This window comes from Chryseobacterium salivictor (assembly GCF_004359195.1).
GTDB classification, from domain to species: domain Bacteria; phylum Bacteroidota; class Bacteroidia; order Flavobacteriales; family Weeksellaceae; genus Kaistella; species Kaistella salivictor.
In genome coordinates this window covers 339,597-355,929 of the sequence record NZ_CP037954.1, presented here as the reverse complement: position 1 = coordinate 355,929, position 16,333 = coordinate 339,597, and the positions used below count along the sequence as shown (strand labels likewise).

14 protein-coding genes, 2 tRNA genes and 1 rRNA gene are annotated in these 16,333 nt (G+C 37.5%); all 17 read left to right on the top strand.

Translation table 11 applies throughout. From position 1 onward, the window contains the following. The first annotated feature begins 7 nt into the window (after positions 1–7). Positions 8–424 carry a cupin domain-containing protein gene (locus NBC122_RS01760; RefSeq protein WP_133438724.1) on the top strand — a complete coding sequence of 139 codons (417 nt, stop codon included), beginning with the start codon at positions 8–10 and terminating at the stop codon, positions 422–424. Positions 425–439: 15 nt separating this feature from the next. After that, positions 440–1,558, top strand: a complete 1,119-nt coding sequence (locus NBC122_RS01755; RefSeq protein WP_133438723.1) for a polysaccharide biosynthesis C-terminal domain-containing protein — start codon at positions 440–442, stop codon at positions 1,556–1,558. Positions 1,559–1,642: 84 nt separating this feature from the next. Further along, the gene (wecB, locus tag NBC122_RS01750) at positions 1,643–2,779 is read left to right on the top strand and encodes a non-hydrolyzing UDP-N-acetylglucosamine 2-epimerase (RefSeq protein WP_133438722.1); all 1,137 of its coding nucleotides are present in this window, start codon (positions 1,643–1,645) and stop codon (positions 2,777–2,779) included. 230 nt (positions 2,780–3,009) lie between these two features. Then, positions 3,010–3,993 carry a glycosyltransferase family 4 protein gene (locus NBC122_RS01745; RefSeq protein WP_165983177.1) on the top strand — a complete coding sequence of 328 codons (984 nt, stop codon included), beginning with the start codon at positions 3,010–3,012 and terminating at the stop codon, positions 3,991–3,993. Further along, the gene (locus tag NBC122_RS01740) at positions 3,990–4,583 is read left to right on the top strand and encodes a GNAT family N-acetyltransferase (RefSeq protein WP_133438720.1); all 594 of its coding nucleotides are present in this window, start codon (positions 3,990–3,992) and stop codon (positions 4,581–4,583) included. Before NBC122_RS01745 ends, NBC122_RS01740 begins: the two co-directional genes overlap by 4 nt. Beyond that, entirely contained in the window at positions 4,583–5,800 is a 1,218-nt protein-coding gene (locus NBC122_RS01735; protein WP_133438719.1) for a DegT/DnrJ/EryC1/StrS family aminotransferase, read from the top strand. Before NBC122_RS01740 ends, NBC122_RS01735 begins: the two co-directional genes overlap by 1 nt. Further along, positions 5,800–6,390 (top strand): sugar transferase, encoded by a 591-nt coding sequence (locus tag NBC122_RS01730; RefSeq protein ID WP_133438718.1) that lies wholly within the window; start codon positions 5,800–5,802, stop codon positions 6,388–6,390. Before NBC122_RS01735 ends, NBC122_RS01730 begins: the two co-directional genes overlap by 1 nt. 79 nt (positions 6,391–6,469) lie before the next feature. After that, positions 6,470–7,480 (top strand): Gfo/Idh/MocA family protein, encoded by a 1,011-nt coding sequence (locus NBC122_RS01725; RefSeq protein WP_133438717.1) that lies wholly within the window; start codon positions 6,470–6,472, stop codon positions 7,478–7,480. A 6-nt stretch (positions 7,481–7,486) separates the two neighbouring features. Beyond that, positions 7,487–8,032: a dTDP-4-dehydrorhamnose 3,5-epimerase gene (rfbC, locus tag NBC122_RS01720; protein WP_133438716.1), complete on the top strand. Its 546-nt coding sequence runs from the start codon at positions 7,487–7,489 to the stop codon at positions 8,030–8,032. 110 nt (positions 8,033–8,142) lie between these two features. Next, positions 8,143–9,234, top strand: a complete 1,092-nt coding sequence (rfbB, locus tag NBC122_RS01715; RefSeq protein ID WP_133438715.1) for a dTDP-glucose 4,6-dehydratase — start codon at positions 8,143–8,145, stop codon at positions 9,232–9,234. A gap of 14 nt (positions 9,235–9,248) precedes the next feature. Next, positions 9,249–9,632, top strand: a complete 384-nt coding sequence (locus tag NBC122_RS01710; protein ID WP_246012417.1) for a GxxExxY protein — start codon at positions 9,249–9,251, stop codon at positions 9,630–9,632. A 51-nt stretch (positions 9,633–9,683) separates the two neighbouring features. Beyond that, complete coding sequence (gene rfbA / locus NBC122_RS01705; RefSeq protein WP_133438714.1) at positions 9,684–10,541, top strand: glucose-1-phosphate thymidylyltransferase RfbA; 858 nt, start codon at positions 9,684–9,686, stop codon at positions 10,539–10,541. Positions 10,542–10,892: 351 nt separating this feature from the next. Continuing rightward, a complete protein-coding gene (gene rimO, locus NBC122_RS01700; RefSeq protein WP_133438713.1) occupies positions 10,893–12,194 on the top strand; it encodes a 30S ribosomal protein S12 methylthiotransferase RimO in 1,302 nt (433 codons plus the stop codon). Between the two features lie 343 nt (positions 12,195–12,537). Continuing rightward, positions 12,538–12,915 carry a septal ring lytic transglycosylase RlpA family protein gene (locus NBC122_RS01695; protein ID WP_133438712.1) on the top strand — a complete coding sequence of 126 codons (378 nt, stop codon included), beginning with the start codon at positions 12,538–12,540 and terminating at the stop codon, positions 12,913–12,915. A gap of 1,417 nt (positions 12,916–14,332) precedes the next feature. After that, a 16S ribosomal RNA gene (locus NBC122_RS01690) occupies positions 14,333–15,849 on the top strand. Between the two features lie 211 nt (positions 15,850–16,060). Further along, a tRNA-Ile gene (locus tag NBC122_RS01685) sits at positions 16,061–16,134 on the top strand. A 93-nt stretch (positions 16,135–16,227) separates the two neighbouring features. After that, positions 16,228–16,301, top strand: a tRNA-Ala gene (locus tag NBC122_RS01680). Positions 16,302–16,333 lie beyond the last annotated feature (32 nt).

Below are 16,333 nucleotides of genomic sequence, written 5' to 3'. Positions count from 1 at the left end.
AAATTTTATGAATCCAACCGTTATCAAAGGAAACCATCATCAGGATGAAAGAGGAATTATCCGTTTCAATAACGGTTTTGATGTTCTTGGGATTAAAAGAGTTTACCTTATTGAAAATGCAGATGTCGGGTTTATCCGGGCATGGCAGGGGCATCAAGTCGAGCAGCGCTGGTTCTCACCTGTAAAAGGCGTTTTTAAGATAAAGCTGATTAAAATAGACCATTGGGATAAGCCTTCCCCTGAGCTGCCTATTCTTGAATTCACTTTATATTCTGAAAATTTGGATGTCCTTCATGTACCGCCAGGATTTGTCACTTCGATTCAGGCTTCCGAAGATAACTCCCGACTAATGGTGTTTGCAGATTACCAGCTTGGTGAAATACAGGACGAATACAGGTTTCCGAAGGATTATTTTAAATTTTAAACAATATTTTTGCTAATGATAAAAATTGGAATTACAGGACAGAAAGGGTTTGTTGGCTCACATCTCTATAACACGTTAGGATTAAATCCTGAAGAATTTGAAAGGATAGATTTTCATAAAGAATATTTTGACAACGCTGAAACACTTGATCATTTTGTACAGCAATGTGATGTCATCGTACATTTGGCAGCGATGAACCGTAACCCTGATCCGGAATTGATTTACCATAATAATGTAGATCTGGTAAAAAAGCTTGTCAATTCATTGGAGAGAACCGGTTCAAAAGCACATCTTATCTTTTCCTCCTCATCGCAGGAAGAAAGAGACAACCGATACGGAGCCTCTAAAAAGGAAGGCAGAAGATTATTGGCAGAATGGGCAAATAAAAATGACGGAGTTTTCTCAGGATTAATTATTCCTAATGTTTTTGGGCCTTTCGGGCTCGCGAATTACAACTCGTTCATCGCTACCTTCTGTCATCAACTCACCCACGGTGAAAGCCCAGTTATCGATGTTGACGGTGAAGTAAAACTGATTTATGTGGGCGAACTGGTGCAGGAAATCATCAATCAGATCAAATCGGGAAAAACGGCGGAAGAATATATCGTGCCTTTTACCACTTATATTAAAGTCTCAGAAGTACTGGCAAAACTGGTTCATTATAAAGAACTTTATTTTGAAGGCGGTGAAATCCCAGTGCTTACAACGCAGTTTGATTATCAGTTATTCAATACATTCCGTAGTTATTTTGATATTGCTGCGCATTATCCTGTAAAATTCAAACAGAATATCGATCCGCGCGGTGCATTTGTAGAAATTATAAGGCTGGGAATCGGTGGTCAGTGTTCATATTCAACCACTGTGCCCGGTATTACCCGAGGGAATCATTTCCATACCCGCAAGATTGAACGCTTTGCCGTCATTAAAGGAAAAGCGCTAATTCAGCTGCGAAAAATTGATTCTGATAAAATTTTAAACTTTTATCTCGATGGAAATGAACCAGCTTATGTAGACATGCCGGTTTGGTACACGCATAATATTAAAAACATTGGTGATGAAGAACTTTTAACCGTATTTTGGATCAATGAGCCTTTTAATGCAGATGATGCCGACACGTATTTTGTAGAGGTGTAAAAAGTACGTGGCTTAAAGAGCTTTAAGCCAATTTTTTTTATTTATCTTAATCAATTTATGTTATTTTTGTAATTATTAAAAAATATGAAGAAACTCAAAGTAATGACAGTGGTGGGAACCCGTCCCGAAATAATCAGATTGGCAAGGGTTCTTACTGCTCTCGATAATTCCGAAGCGGTAGAGCACATTATTGTTCATACCGGTCAAAACTACGATTATGAACTCAATCAGATATTTTTCGAGGATTTGGGTTTGCGAAAACCTGATTATTTTTTAGAAGCAGCCGGGAAGACGGCCACTGAAACCGTAGGAAATATTCTAATCAAAATAGATCCCCTTTTAGAAGAACTGCAACCCGAAGCTTTTTTGGTACTAGGAGATACGAACTCTTGTTTGTGTGCAATTCCTGCTAAAAAAAGACAAATCCCGATTTTTCACATGGAAGCCGGAAACCGGTGTTTTGACCAGAGAGTTCCCGAAGAAACCAACCGGAAAATTGTAGACCATACTTCCGATATTAACTTAACCTACAGCGATATTGCCCGCGAATATCTTTTAAGAGAAGGACTTCCTGCAGACCGGATCATTAAAACCGGTTCGCCGATGTTTGAAGTTTTAAATCATTATTTACCGGATATTCAAAAATCTGATGTTTTATCGAGATTGAATTTAGAAGAAGGAAAATATTTCGTAGTAAGTTCACACCGCGAAGAAAACATCAATTCCGAGAAAAATTTCCGTGGACTGATGACTTCTTTAAATGCTATCGCGGAAAAATATCAATACCCAATCATTGTTTCAACGCATCCGCGAACGAAAAATATGATTGATAAAATGCAGATAAAAACACGCCAGGAAATTCAGTTCTTAAAACCACTAGGTTTCCACGATTACAATGCTTTGCAAATGAGAAGTTACGCGGTTTTATCAGATTCAGGAACTATTTCTGAAGAATCTTCTATCTTAAATTTCTGTGCTCTCAATATCAGAGACGCGCACGAAAGACCCGAAGCCATGGAAGAAGCAAGCGTGATGATGGTCGGAATGAATCCTGAAAGAATCCTGCAGGCTTTAATCCAATTGCAACAACAGAAAATAGGCAACGAAAGAAATTACCGTCGGGTTGCAGATTATTCAATGCCGAATGTTTCAGAAAAGGTCGTTCGAATTATTTTGAGTTACACTGACTATGTAAATAGAGTAGTTTGGAGTAAAGGATAATGACAAATAATTTTTTTTATATCGCCCAGTATTTTACACCAGAACCTTACCTTAAAGATATTCAGTTTATTAAAGATATAAAAGGAAAAGGCTGGGAGCCCGTTGTAATAACAGGATTTCCAAATTATCCGAAGGGCATAATTTATAAGGGGTACTCAAATAAATTTTTTGCCGAGGAAATGATGGATGGAGTTCGGGTAATTCGGGTCTATACGTATGCAGACCACAGTTTGAATGCTTTTAAAAGAGCGCTAAATTATTTTGTTTTTGCATTATTTGCGTCGATAGCAATTTTTAAGTTCGGAAAAAAAGAAAGTTTTTATTATATCCTGCAATCTTCACCTTTTGTTGTTCTTTGCGCATGGACTGTAAATGTTTGTAAGAAAAAATCAAAAACTTTACTTGATATTCAGGATGTTTTTCCGGAAAATATTCGAATCTCAGGATATGTTAAATCCACTTGGATTATTAGTTTATTAGATTTTTTCTTAAATAATTTTTATTACAAATCTTTTGATTTATTTGTGACCGTATCAGAAAGTTTCCGCAATATAATCGCTAAAAAAAACATTGGATTAAGACGTATATTGACCCTTTATAATTGGTCCATGGTAGAAAAAAGTTCAGCGGCGCCCTCGGTAATAGATTTTTCGTTTCCAAATTCGGGAATTAATATTGTTTATGCGGGTAATATCGGGGTGCATCAAGGTATATCGACACTTTTTCAAGGGATGTTTAATGTAATAGAGAATAATCCAAAAATTCACTTTCATTTATTTGGAGACGGTACAGATTTTGAAATATTGAAAAGTTTGGTGAAACAAAATGAAAACATAATTCTTCATGGGCGCGTTTCTACCACCGAAATTGGAAAATATTTGGAAGCTGCTGATGTTTTATTTTTACATTTAATTAAAGATCCGATTTATGAATCTATAATCCCGTCAAAATTACAGGCCTATATTGAAGTTGGAAAACCAATTCTTGGCGGAGTAGAAGGTGAGGCACGAAACTTAATTACAGAAAATAGGCTGGGTCAAGTCTTTGAACCTCAGAACATAATAGATTTTCAAAACGCGGCATTGAAAATTTCTGACTTAAAGATTGATGATATTCGTGAAATTAAACAAAGAAGTGCAAAATTGTATTCTGAAAAATTTTCCAGAAAAGCCGGTATTGATCGTCTTGAGAAATTTATTAAAAACTATTTATGAAAGTTAGAAGAGCAAGCTTGCAAGATGTTCACGTAATTGTGAAAATTCATGAGGAGAGATTTCCAGCTTTCTTTCTATCTACTCTTGGAAAAGATTTTCTTGCCGTTTTTTACACAGGATTCCTGAAAAATCCCGGTGTACTTTTGGTATTGGAAGATAGTAATGAAATTAAGGGGTTTGCCGCTGGAAGCAGAGATAACCGTGGGTTTTTCAGGATACTAATTAAAAATAGTTTTTTTCAATTTACATGGGCTGGCATAAAAATATTATTTAGCAAACCTTTAGCTTTGAAAAGGATGGCCTTTAATGTTAGTAAATCAGAGAAAAATAACCTCATTTATGCAGAGCTTCTAAGTATTGCAACGCTTGCAAATAAGAAAGGGTATGGTAAAATACTACTTGCAGAATTCGAAAAGGAAATTGCAAAGGAAAATATAGAAAATTTACCATTATCTTTAACCACAGATTTCGACGAAAATGAAAAGGCAATCGGATTTTATAAAGAAAGTGGCTATGAAGTTTATCAGATTTTCGAGAGTTATCAAAATAGAAAAATGTATCGTTTTATAAAAAATATCGTAAAGAAATAATGAAAATATCTTTCGCACCCCCTTTTATCGATGAAGATATTATCGCTGAAGTAGTAAATACTTTAAAATCGGGTTGGATTACAACAGGTCCAAAAGTAAAAGCACTTGAAGAAGAAGTGGCAAAACTTACTGGAGTACCTCATGTGCTTTGTGTTAATTCGTGGACTTCAGGAGCAATTTTGATTTTAAAATGGTTTGGTATCAAAGAGGGTGACGAGGTGATCATTCCCGCCTACACCTATAGTGCTACTGCTCTTGCAGTATTGCATTGCGGCGGAACTCCTGTAATGGTAGATGTGAAAGACGATTTCACCGTAGATCCTGAAAAAATTAGACAGGCAATTACAGAAAAAACAAAAGTAATTATGCCGGTCGATATTGCCGGACTCCCATGCGATTATGATTCCATTAATCAAATGGTTAATCTTCCCGAAATTAAAAGTCTTTTTCATGCTCATTCTGAGAATCAAAAAAAGCTGGGTAGAATTCTAATTCTTTCCGATGCAGCTCATTCAGTGGGTGCATTTTATAACAATAAGCCGGCAGGATCACTTACCGATATCACAATTTTTTCATTTCATGCAGTGAAAAATATTACAACTGCCGAAGGGGGTGCAATCTGCATCAATCTACCGAAACCTTTTAACAATGAAGAGGAGTATAAAACAATGAGACTCTGGACCCTTAACGGTCAAACGAAAGATGCTTTCACAAAATCACAAGGGGGTGGAAGCAGTTGGAAATATGATATTATTTTTCAAGGTTTAAAAATAAATATGCCGGATATATGCGCTGCATTGGGATTAGCTCAAATAAGAAAATATAATACAGCAATTTTACCCGAAAGAAAAAGAGTTGCCGAGCAATATCATGAGTTTTTCAGCAAGAGAGAATGGGCCCAATTACCGATAACTAAAGATGACACCAGGACTTCATCTTTTCACTTATATGCATTAAGAATAAATAATATCACGGAGGAACAAAGGGATACGATGATGATTTCTATAGCAGAAGATGAAGTTGCGGTAAACGTACACTTCATCCCAATGCCTTTATTGACTTTATTTAAAGATTTGGGTTATAGGATCGATGATTATCCAAACGCTTATCATAATTATTCGAGAGAGATTTCACTGCCAATTTATCCGCAATTGACTGCTGAACAAATTGATTTTATCTGTAAATCCGTTGAAAAAGCATATAAAAAGATCATTTAATGAAAAGGATTTTTGATGTAATTTTCTCTGTTATAGGGATTATAATACTCTCACCGTTTTATATAATAGTTTCACTTTTAATATGGTCAGACAGTAAAGGCGGAATTTTATATAAACAGGAAAGAGTTGGATTGAATGGTCAAATTTTCAAAGTTTTTAAATTTAGAACCATGAGACCTAATTCTTTTTCAAAAGGAGCACTCACAGTCGGAAGTCGGGATCCTAGAATAACCGGTATTGGTTATTATCTTCGTAAATATAAATTAGATGAATTACCACAACTTTTCAACGTGCTTTTTGGTGAGATGTCTTTTGTAGGTCCCAGACCGGAAGTTAAAAAATACACCGATTTATACAATGACGAACAGAAAAAAGTATTGTCTGTTCTTCCGGGAATCACCGATTATGCTTCTATAAAGTTTAGAAATGAGAATGATTTGCTCTCGGCGAGCAACACACCGGAGAAATTATATATTGAACAGATAATGCCTGAAAAATTAGATTTGAATATGAAATACATTAATGATAATAATGTATTTAAAGATATTAAAATCATTTTTGATACATTTTACACGATTATCAGGCACTAATCGTAGATTCTGAAAAACATACTGACCGTCTGCTAAATTCAAAAAAAATAACTATTTGTAAAAAATATCCTGGTTTTCAATGGAAAAAAAAGTAAAAATAGCCATCTTAGGTTATGGGCATATCGGTAAAAAGCATGCAGACATGGTCTTTCAAAATCAAGACTGTGAACTGCTAGCCTTAATCGATCCAAAATTTACAACAGCGGAAATGGAGCGTCAAAATCCGGTTCCCTGTTTCCATTCTTTGCAGGATTTTTTAAACAGTCCTTTAACGGCTGATGTCGTTGCAGTATGTACGCCAAATGGTCTGCATTTTGAACAGGCAAAAACCCTGATTGAAGATGGAATTGATGTGATTATCGAAAAACCCGTCGCGCTCAGTTCGGAAGAAGCGGAGGAATTGGAAAAATTAGCGCACCAAAAAAAAGTTCATATTTTCCCGGTCATGCAAAATCGGTTTTCGCCACCGGCCTTGTGGTTGAAAGATTTAATTGAATCCGAAATTTTAGGGAATTTATTTATGGTGCAGATTGCTTGTTTTTGGAACAGAAATGAACATTATTATGCAAAAGGCTCATGGCGCGGAACCAAAAATATGGATGGCGGGACGCTTTATACGCAGTTTTCCCATTATCTGGATATTATGTTCTGGCTTTTTGGCGATATTACCAATATCAAATCCAAATTTGCCGACTTCAACCATTCTCATTTAACAGAGTTTGAAGACAGCGGCATCATCACTTTTGATTTCGCCTCCGGAGGTATGGGAAGTTTTACCTTTTCGACTTCCGTGTGGAATGAAAATCTGGAAAGTTCCCTCACCATTATTGCCGAAAACGGTTCTGTGAAAGTGGGCGGACAATACATGAACCATGTGGAAAAATGTATAATTAAAGATTATACCGCACCCGAATTACCCGCAACGAACGGAGCCAATGATTACGGAAGCTTTAAAGGTTCTGCCCAGAATCACCAGCATCTCTACAGGAACATAATCGATTTTTTACGCCACGGGAAAGAAATTCAGACCACCACAGACGACAGTGTGAAAGTACTGAAAATGATAGAAAATATTTATTCCTCAAATTAAAGCCAGATGAAAATTAAAGAAACTCCCTTAAAAGACTGCTACATCATAGAACCCACCGTTTTTGAAGATGAGCGGGGTTATTTTTATGAAAAATTCAACGAACAGAAATTTGAAGAATTAACCGGCTTAAACGGTCATTTCGTTCAGGATAATATTTCTAAATCTTTCTACGGGGTTTTGAGAGGACTTCATTTGCAAAAAGGCGAACATGCTCAGGCAAAACTCGTTTCTTGTTTAGAAGGAAAGGTTTTCGATGTGGCCGTAGATTTACGGAAAGATTCTCCCACTTTCGGGAAATGGTTCGGCGTAGAATTGACTCCTGAAAACAAATTGCAGCTCTATGTGCCAAGAGGTTTTGGACACGGCTTTTCAGTTTTAAGTGAAACTGCCATATTCTCCTACAAGTGCGATAATTTCTATGATAAAGAATCCGAAGGAAGTGTCATCTGGAATGATAAAGATTTGAATATCGACTGGAAACTTCCCAAGGACGCAATCATTCTTTCTGAAAAAGACCAAAATTTGCCGACCTTTGCAGAAATGAATTTTTAAGATTTCTGTATTTTTGAATTAATTTAAACGGTTTTAACTCAAATACTCAAATACTCAAATACTCAAACACCCAAACACCCAAACACTCAAATACTAAGCATTCAATTTCTATGAAAAACATAATCATCACCGGTGGAGCCGGGTTTATCGGATCTCACGTCGTTCGTGAATTTGTAAAGAACCATCCTGAATCCAAAATCATCAATCTCGATGCTTTGACCTACGCCGGGAATCTTGAAAATTTAAAAGACATTGAAAACGAACCGAATTATGTTTTCGAAAAAGCAGACATTACCAATGTGGATGAATTGCGAAGAGTTTTCGAAAAATACAATCCCGACGCAATTATCCATTTGGCAGCAGAAAGTCATGTGGACAGAAGCATCACCGATCCAAATGCATTTATTAATACCAATGTCAACGGAACAGCAAATCTTTTGAATTTAGCCAAAGAATTCTGGACTCTGAACCCAGATCATCAACACGGGAATTTCCCTGATGAAACAAGAAAAAATTTATTCTATCACGTTTCTACCGATGAAGTTTACGGGAGTTTAGGCGAGACGGGTTTCTTTCTAGAAACCACGGCTTACGATCCAAAATCTCCTTATTCCGCCAGTAAAGCAGCATCTGATCATTTGGTCCGCGCTTACGGAAACACGTATGGAATGCCGTTTATTATTTCAAACTGTTCCAATAATTATGGTCCCAATCATTTCCCGGAAAAATTAATTCCATTGTGTATTTCTAATATTTTGAATGGAAAACCGCTTCCAATCTACGGTGACGGTAAATATACCAGAGATTGGCTGTACGTTATCGATCACGCCAAAGCAATCCATCAGATATTTTTTGAAGCAAAAACCGGAGAAACATACAATATCGGTGGTTTCAACGAATGGAAAAACATTGATTTGGTCAAAGAACTCATCAAACAAATGGATGAAAAATTAGGGAATCCAACGGGTCACTCAGAAAAACTCATCACTTATGTGAAAGATCGTCCAGGTCATGATCTTCGTTACGCCATCGATGCTACAAAACTCAACAAAGAATTGGGCTGGAAACCCTCCGTAACTTTTGAACAGGGATTAAGCAAAACAATCGACTGGTTCCTGGAGAATAAAGAATGGCTGGAAAATGTAACTTCGGGAGATTATCAGAATTATTATGCAGAGCAATATACGGATTCCGCTAATTAACTCGAATTTCTCGAATGATGGAAGAGAAAATTTTATATAAAGAAGAAAGTTACAGAATTATCGGAATTTGTATGAATATTCATTCCACAATGGGAAATGGTTTTTTGGAAGCGGTTTACTGCGAAGTTTTAGAAAAGGAATTCATTAAAAATGAAATTCCATATCAAAGAGAAGTAAAATTAGATTTATTTTTCAACGGTGAGAAACTAGATAAAAAATACAAAGCAGATTTTGTCTGTTTTGATAACATTATTTTGGAAGTAAAATCCGTGTCATTTTTGCACGAAAATTTTACGAAGCAGACGCTGAATTATCTGAAAGCGACCAATAAAAAATTAGGATTACTCATCAATTTTGGTGAAAAATCTTTAAAATACAAAAGAATAATTAATTTATAACCAAAACGAAAATTCGAGTAATTCGTAATAATTCGTGTAATTTGTTTTAAAATGAAGGGAATAATACTCGCCGGCGGCTCCGGAACAAGACTTTATCCATTAACCATCGCGGTTAGCAAGCAGTTAATGCCGGTTTACGACAAGCCGATGATTTATTATCCGCTTTCGACATTGTTGTTGGCCGGGATTAAGGATATTTTAATTATTACAACACCTCACGATCAGGAAGGATTCATTAAGCTTTTGGGAGATGGTTCGGCGATAGGCTGTACGATTCAGTATAAAGTGCAACCGAGTCCAGACGGTTTAGCCCAGGCGTTTATTTTGGGCGAAGAGTTTATTGGTGACGATTCTGTTGCCTTGGTTTTGGGAGATAATATTTTCTACGGTGCGGGTTTGCCGGAGCTTTTGGAAAGTAAAACCAGTGTAGAAGGAGGTTGCGTTTTCGCTTATCAGGTTTCAGATCCTGAAAGATACGGCGTCGTTGAATTTGACGAAAATTTAAAAGCAGTTTCTATCGAAGAAAAACCGGAAGATCCGAAATCTAACTTTGCCGTTCCGGGATTATATTTCTATGATAATTCGGTAGTGGAAATTGCAAAAAACCTGAAACCTTCACCAAGAGGAGAACTGGAAATTACAGATGTCAACAGAATTTACCTTGAAAAAGGACAGTTGGAAGTCGGTGTAATGTCTCGTGGAACGGCTTGGTTAGACACCGGAACTTTCGATTCTTTGCATGAAGCTTCAGAGTTTGTCAAGGTTTTGGAGAAAAGGCAGGGATTCAAAATTTCCTGTATCGAAGAAATCGCTTACGTGAAAGGTTTCATTAATAAAGAAGAGTTGCTGAAATCTGCCGAAAAATACGGAAAAAGCGGTTATGGTGATTATCTGAAGAAGCTGGTGTAAAACTTTTATTTCGAAATTTCAATAGGCCTGTTTTGAAATGAAAAAAATATTTAAATCACAATAATCTGGAAATAAAAACTTCTGAAAGAGTAAAAAGACACCTTTTTAGGGCAGTTTCCTTATTTGTTCTTTTAAAAAACTTAAAAAATAACATAGCTATTGTGCCTTTGTGGTTTTTAAAACAAAATTTTGAACCGCTAAGAATATTTAAAATCCTTTGAGCGAACTGTCGCTGAAAGGATTTTTTCTTTTAAATCTTCAAAGTTATTTTGGTTTTCTCTAACAAATAAATCACTAAATTTGCACCCACAAAAAATTAGCAATTGCTAATCAACTTATTATATTAAAAATATGCGTACAAAATCCGTCGGAAAAAAGAAAATCAATATCGTAACATTAGGCTGTTCCAAAAATGTATATGATTCTGAAGTGTTGATGGGACAACTGCAAGCCAACGGAAAAGAGGTGGTACACGAAGAAAAAGGCGATATCGTGGTTATCAATACCTGCGGTTTTATCGATAATGCCAAAGAGGAAAGCATCAATACCATTCTGGAATTTGTTGAGGCGAAAAACAGAGGCGAAGTAGAGCAGGTTTTTGTGACGGGCTGTTTATCAGAGAGATACAAACCGGATTTAATAAGAGAAATCCCGGATGTTGATCAATATTTCGGTACCCGTGATTTACCTTTATTATTAAAACATTTGGGCGCCGATTACAAACACGAACTGGTGGGCGAGAGAATGGTGACCACGCCAAGACATTACGCTTATTTGAAGATTTCTGAAGGATGTGACCGCCCCTGTTCTTTCTGCGCGATTCCTTTAATGAGAGGAAAAAATATTTCAACACCAATTGAAAACTTAGTGGTTGAAGCAGAAAAATTAGCGAAAAAGGGAGTTAAAGAACTCATTTTAATTGCGCAGGATTTAACTTATTATGGTTTAGATTTATATAAGAAAAGAGCCTTGGGCGATTTGCTTTTGCGTTTGGTAACAGTAGAAGGAATTGAATGGATCCGTTTGCATTACGCGTTCCCAACTGGTTTCCCCGAAGATGTTTTAGAGATCATTAAAAACGAACCGAAAGTTTGTAACTACATCGATATCCCGTTACAACACATCAATTCTGATTTGTTGAAAGCCATGAAACGTGGAACTTCTCACGAAAAAACCAATGCATTGTTGGATAAATTCAGAGAAAAAGTTCCCAATATGGCGATCAGAACAACTCTGATTGTCGGTTTCCCTGGCGAAACAGAAGAGAGATTTCAGGAGATGAAAGAGTGGGTTAGGGAACAGAGATTCGACCGATTAGGTTGCTTTACCTATTCCCATGAAGAAAATACGACCGCTTACGTTCTGGAGGACGACGTTCCACAGGAAGTAAAGGAAGCAAGAGTTGAAGAAATTATGGAATTGCAGTCACAGATTTCCTGGGAGAAAAATCAGGAAAGAATCGGGAAAGTGTACCGGTGTATTTTTGACCGTAAAGAAGGAAATTATTTCGTGGGAAGAACAGAGTTCGATTCTCCGGATGTTGACAATACCGTTTTGGTTCCGGCAGAAAATACCTATTTGTCCATCGGTGAATTTGCCGATATCAAAATTACTTCCGCAGAAGAGTTTGATTTGTACGGAGAATTAGTTTAAGATATTGCAATATTTGGTCATTTTTTTGACAATTGTGTAAAGGTAATTAGTGAAAAAATACTTCTGGATTTTCCGGAAGTATTTTTTATTTAATGATCTGTCGTTCAGTTGATTGTAACTAACTAAGTCTGGTCGCTATGTAATGATTAGTTAATATTGTTAACATTTAAACCTATTTTTTAACACAATTTAACATAGTTTGTAGATCACTGGTATTAAAGGGAATGCGGGAGTTGTTAACAAAAATTTAACAATTCGTTAAGACTGTTTAACTGTCGGAGTGTTGTATAAGTCAATTTCGGGATAAATTTGCAGAGTCAAAACCCATAAAAATAAATTCAAAATGATGAAAAGAGGAATACTCCTAATCATAATGATGATTTCAACACTCGGCCTGTTTTCTTTTAAAACAACTGCCGAAGATGCTAAAAAAACAAGTTTTGCATCGTTTTACCACGATAAGTTTAATGGTAAAAAAACAGCAAGCGGGGAAGTTTTCAGTAATGAAAAATTAACTGCCGCCAACAGAACGCTTCCTTTCGGGACAATGGTAAAAGTTACCAACCTGAGATCAGGAAAAAGTGTAATTGTAGAAATAAATGACCGCGGTCCTTTTCATTCTTCAAGAGCACTCGATCTTTCTAAGGCAGCGTACCAATCAATCGGCGATCCTAGAAAAGGAACAATGCCCGTTGAATACGAAATTATCGAAGTCGATTAACATTAACTTTTACGTTAAAAACAACCAAAGCCGTCTCATAGGAGTCGGCTTTTTTATTGGGAAAAACTGAGCCGCCTCTCCTTAAACTAGGCACAAAACTTCATGAGAAAAATTAAATGGGTTCGGTGCGGAATAAAACCGCGCCCTTCAAACGCCTGTTAACCGGATTCTATTGCACCCAACCCTATACCAACTTGTAGTGTATGCTGACTGTATGCTGACTCGTAAGGTATGAAGGTGGCTTTATAATGAAAAGATTGCAATCTGACCAGAAATGATATGACTTGTTTTTTCTTAAAAATAGAAAAGAACGGATCAGAATATTCTGTGCTGGTAAATTGAAAGACTTCCGCAATAAACTCTAGTAAACATAATTAATAGTGTGCAAAGCGATTTGTCATTGAACAAAAATAATAAAAGTATATGACTATGCATAAATTTCATTTAAACCAATTTTTTAAATTTTATCTGAAATTTTTGCAGGATGAGTAAAACGGTATATCATAGAGATATTTTGATACAGATCCTTAATATTGGCTTTCTCATATAGTATTACGTGTTTTTAAAAGAAGTACACTCTAATTTTGAAATAAGGTCAGCGATAGCTAGTCGGATAATGTCCACAACTAAATCAGAACCTTCCAATCAGCGTCCAGAGTAATATTATCCCTGAAGAATTCCCCTCATAAGAAGAAATCTTACACGGAAATTTACTTTATGATTAAAATGGATGCAGAAAAATAAGGTACGCTTTTTTGAGATTTTTCGGAAACCCTCTTATATAGATGAACTATTTTCCAATATCTGCAGTTTTTCCTGTCCAAACCCCCGCTCCTGTCCGTAGTTTGAGTGCTGTTTTTCTATAGATCCAGTCCCTTGCGGTATTTTGACATAAAGTGGATAACTCCAAATATTTTGTATTTTACTATTAATTAATAAGTTGCAATATTAGTTATTCACATTTCCTAATTAGTCCCAAAATAAGTTGCGGGATACAGATAGTAGAACTACATTTGCACCACTCTAATAAACAGAGTAGCGAAGTAGACAGAGCAGGTAATGTAGAAAGGGTAGGAGGGTTAGATTTCTTTTATTTAATTTTAAAAAAGCTTGTGGATTAACAAAAACTTCTTATCTTTGCAATCCCAAATCGAAAGAGTATGGGAGCGAAGGAGAAGCGGATTGGATGGGTATGAGGAGAGATTATTGGTTACTTAAAAAACTTTTAAATTTCTTTCAAAAACATTTGGTCATTAATAAAAAACGTTATACTTTTGCACTCGCAATTCGGAACCAACGACAGAAAGAGTTTCCGGATATACGCGAAAAGAACAATAGATCATTGACATACAAATAACAACCAAAAAAGTAAGGAAAAACTAAAGCGGTAATAACTTTGAGTGAGTCAGACAAACATACAATGGAGAGTTTGATCCTGGCTCAGGATGAACGCTAGCGGGAGGCCTAACACATGCAAGCCGAGCGGTATTTATTCTTCGGAATAGAGAGAGCGGCGTACGGGTGCGTAACACGTGTGCAACCTACCTTTATCAGGGGAATAGCCTTTCGAAAGGAAGATTAATACTCCATAATATATTAGATGGCATCATTTAATATTGAAAACTCCGGTGGATAGAGATGGGCACGCGCAAGATTAGATAGTTGGTGAGGTAACGGCTCACCAAGTCGATGATCTTTAGGGGTCCTGAGAGGGAGATCCCCCACACTGGTACTGAGACACGGACCAGACTCCTACGGGAGGCAGCAGTGAGGAATATTGGACAATGGGTGAGAGCCTGATCCAGCCATCCCGCGTGAAGGATGACGGTCCTACGGATTGTAAACTTCTTTTGTACAGGGATAAACCTATCTACGTGTAGATAGCTGAAGGTACTGTACGAATAAGCACCGGCTAACTCCGTGCCAGCAGCCGCGGTAATACGGAGGGTGCAAGCGTTATCCGGATTTATTGGGTTTAAAGGGTCCGCAGGCGGGCCGATAAGTCAGTGGTGAAATCTCATAGCTTAACTATGAAACTGCCGTTGATACTGTCGGTCTTGAGTAAATTAGAGGTAGCTGGAATAAGTAGTGTAGCGGTGAAATGCATAGATATTACTTAGAACACCAATTGCGAAGGCAGGTTACCATAATTTAACTGACGCTGAGGGACGAAAGCGTGGGGAGCGAACAGGATTAGATACCCTGGTAGTCCACGCCGTAAACGATGCTAACTCGTTTTTGGGGCGCAAGTCTCAGAGACCAAGCGAAAGTGATAAGTTAGCCACCTGGGGAGTACGTTCGCAAGAATGAAACTCAAAGGAATTGACGGGGGCCCGCACAAGCGGTGGATTATGTGGTTTAATTCGATGATACGCGAGGAACCTTACCAAGACTTAAATGGGAAATGACCGGTTTAGAAATAGACCTTTCGCAAGACATTTTTCAAGGTGCTGCATGGTTGTCGTCAGCTCGTGCCGTGAGGTGTTAGGTTAAGTCCTGCAACGAGCGCAACCCCTGTCACTAGTTGCTAACATTTAGTTGAGGACTCTAGTGAGACTGCCTACGCAAGTAGAGAGGAAGGTGGGGATGACGTCAAATCATCACGGCCCTTACGTCTTGGGCCACACACGTAATACAATGGCCGGTACAGAGGGCAGCTACACAGCGATGTGATGCAAATCTCGAAAGCCGGTCTCAGTTCGGATTGGAGTCTGCAACTCGACTCTATGAAGCTGGAATCGCTAGTAATCGCGCATCAGCCATGGCGCGGTGAATACGTTCCCGGGCCTTGTACACACCGCCCGTCAAGCCATGGAAGTCTGGGGTACCTGAAGTCGGTGACCGTAAAAGGAGCTGCCTAGGGTAAAACAGGTAACTAGGGCTAAGTCGTAACAAGGTAGCCGTACCGGAAGGTGCGGCTGGAACATCTCATTTTTGAGACTCTCCGTTAGGAGAGTATAAACAAACAACACGATACGCAAGTATCAGAGCACTTGCTCAAAGTTAGCTTCAGTTTTTTCTTATTTGGACGGTTGATTATTTAAAAATATACCCACTAGGATTAGTAATCAGGGAAAGAGATAGAGTATGAGGGAGGAATTAAGTAAAAACATTACTAATTACCCATCACCCATTACTCATTGAGAGTCTCGTAGCTCAGCTGGTTAGAGCGCTACACTGATAATGTAGAGGTCGGCAGTTCGAGCCTGCCCGAGACTACTAATTGCGAGTACAGGAGTTGTAAAATAGATGAGTTGTAGAGTAGCAGTACTCAAAGACTCAATTACTGATCACTCACCTACTCAGACTAGCGGGGAATTAGCTCAGTTGGCTAGAGCGCCTGCCTTGCACGCAGGAGGTCAAGGGTTCGACTCCCTTATTCTCCACGATACTATAGCAATATAGTGAGAATAGTTAC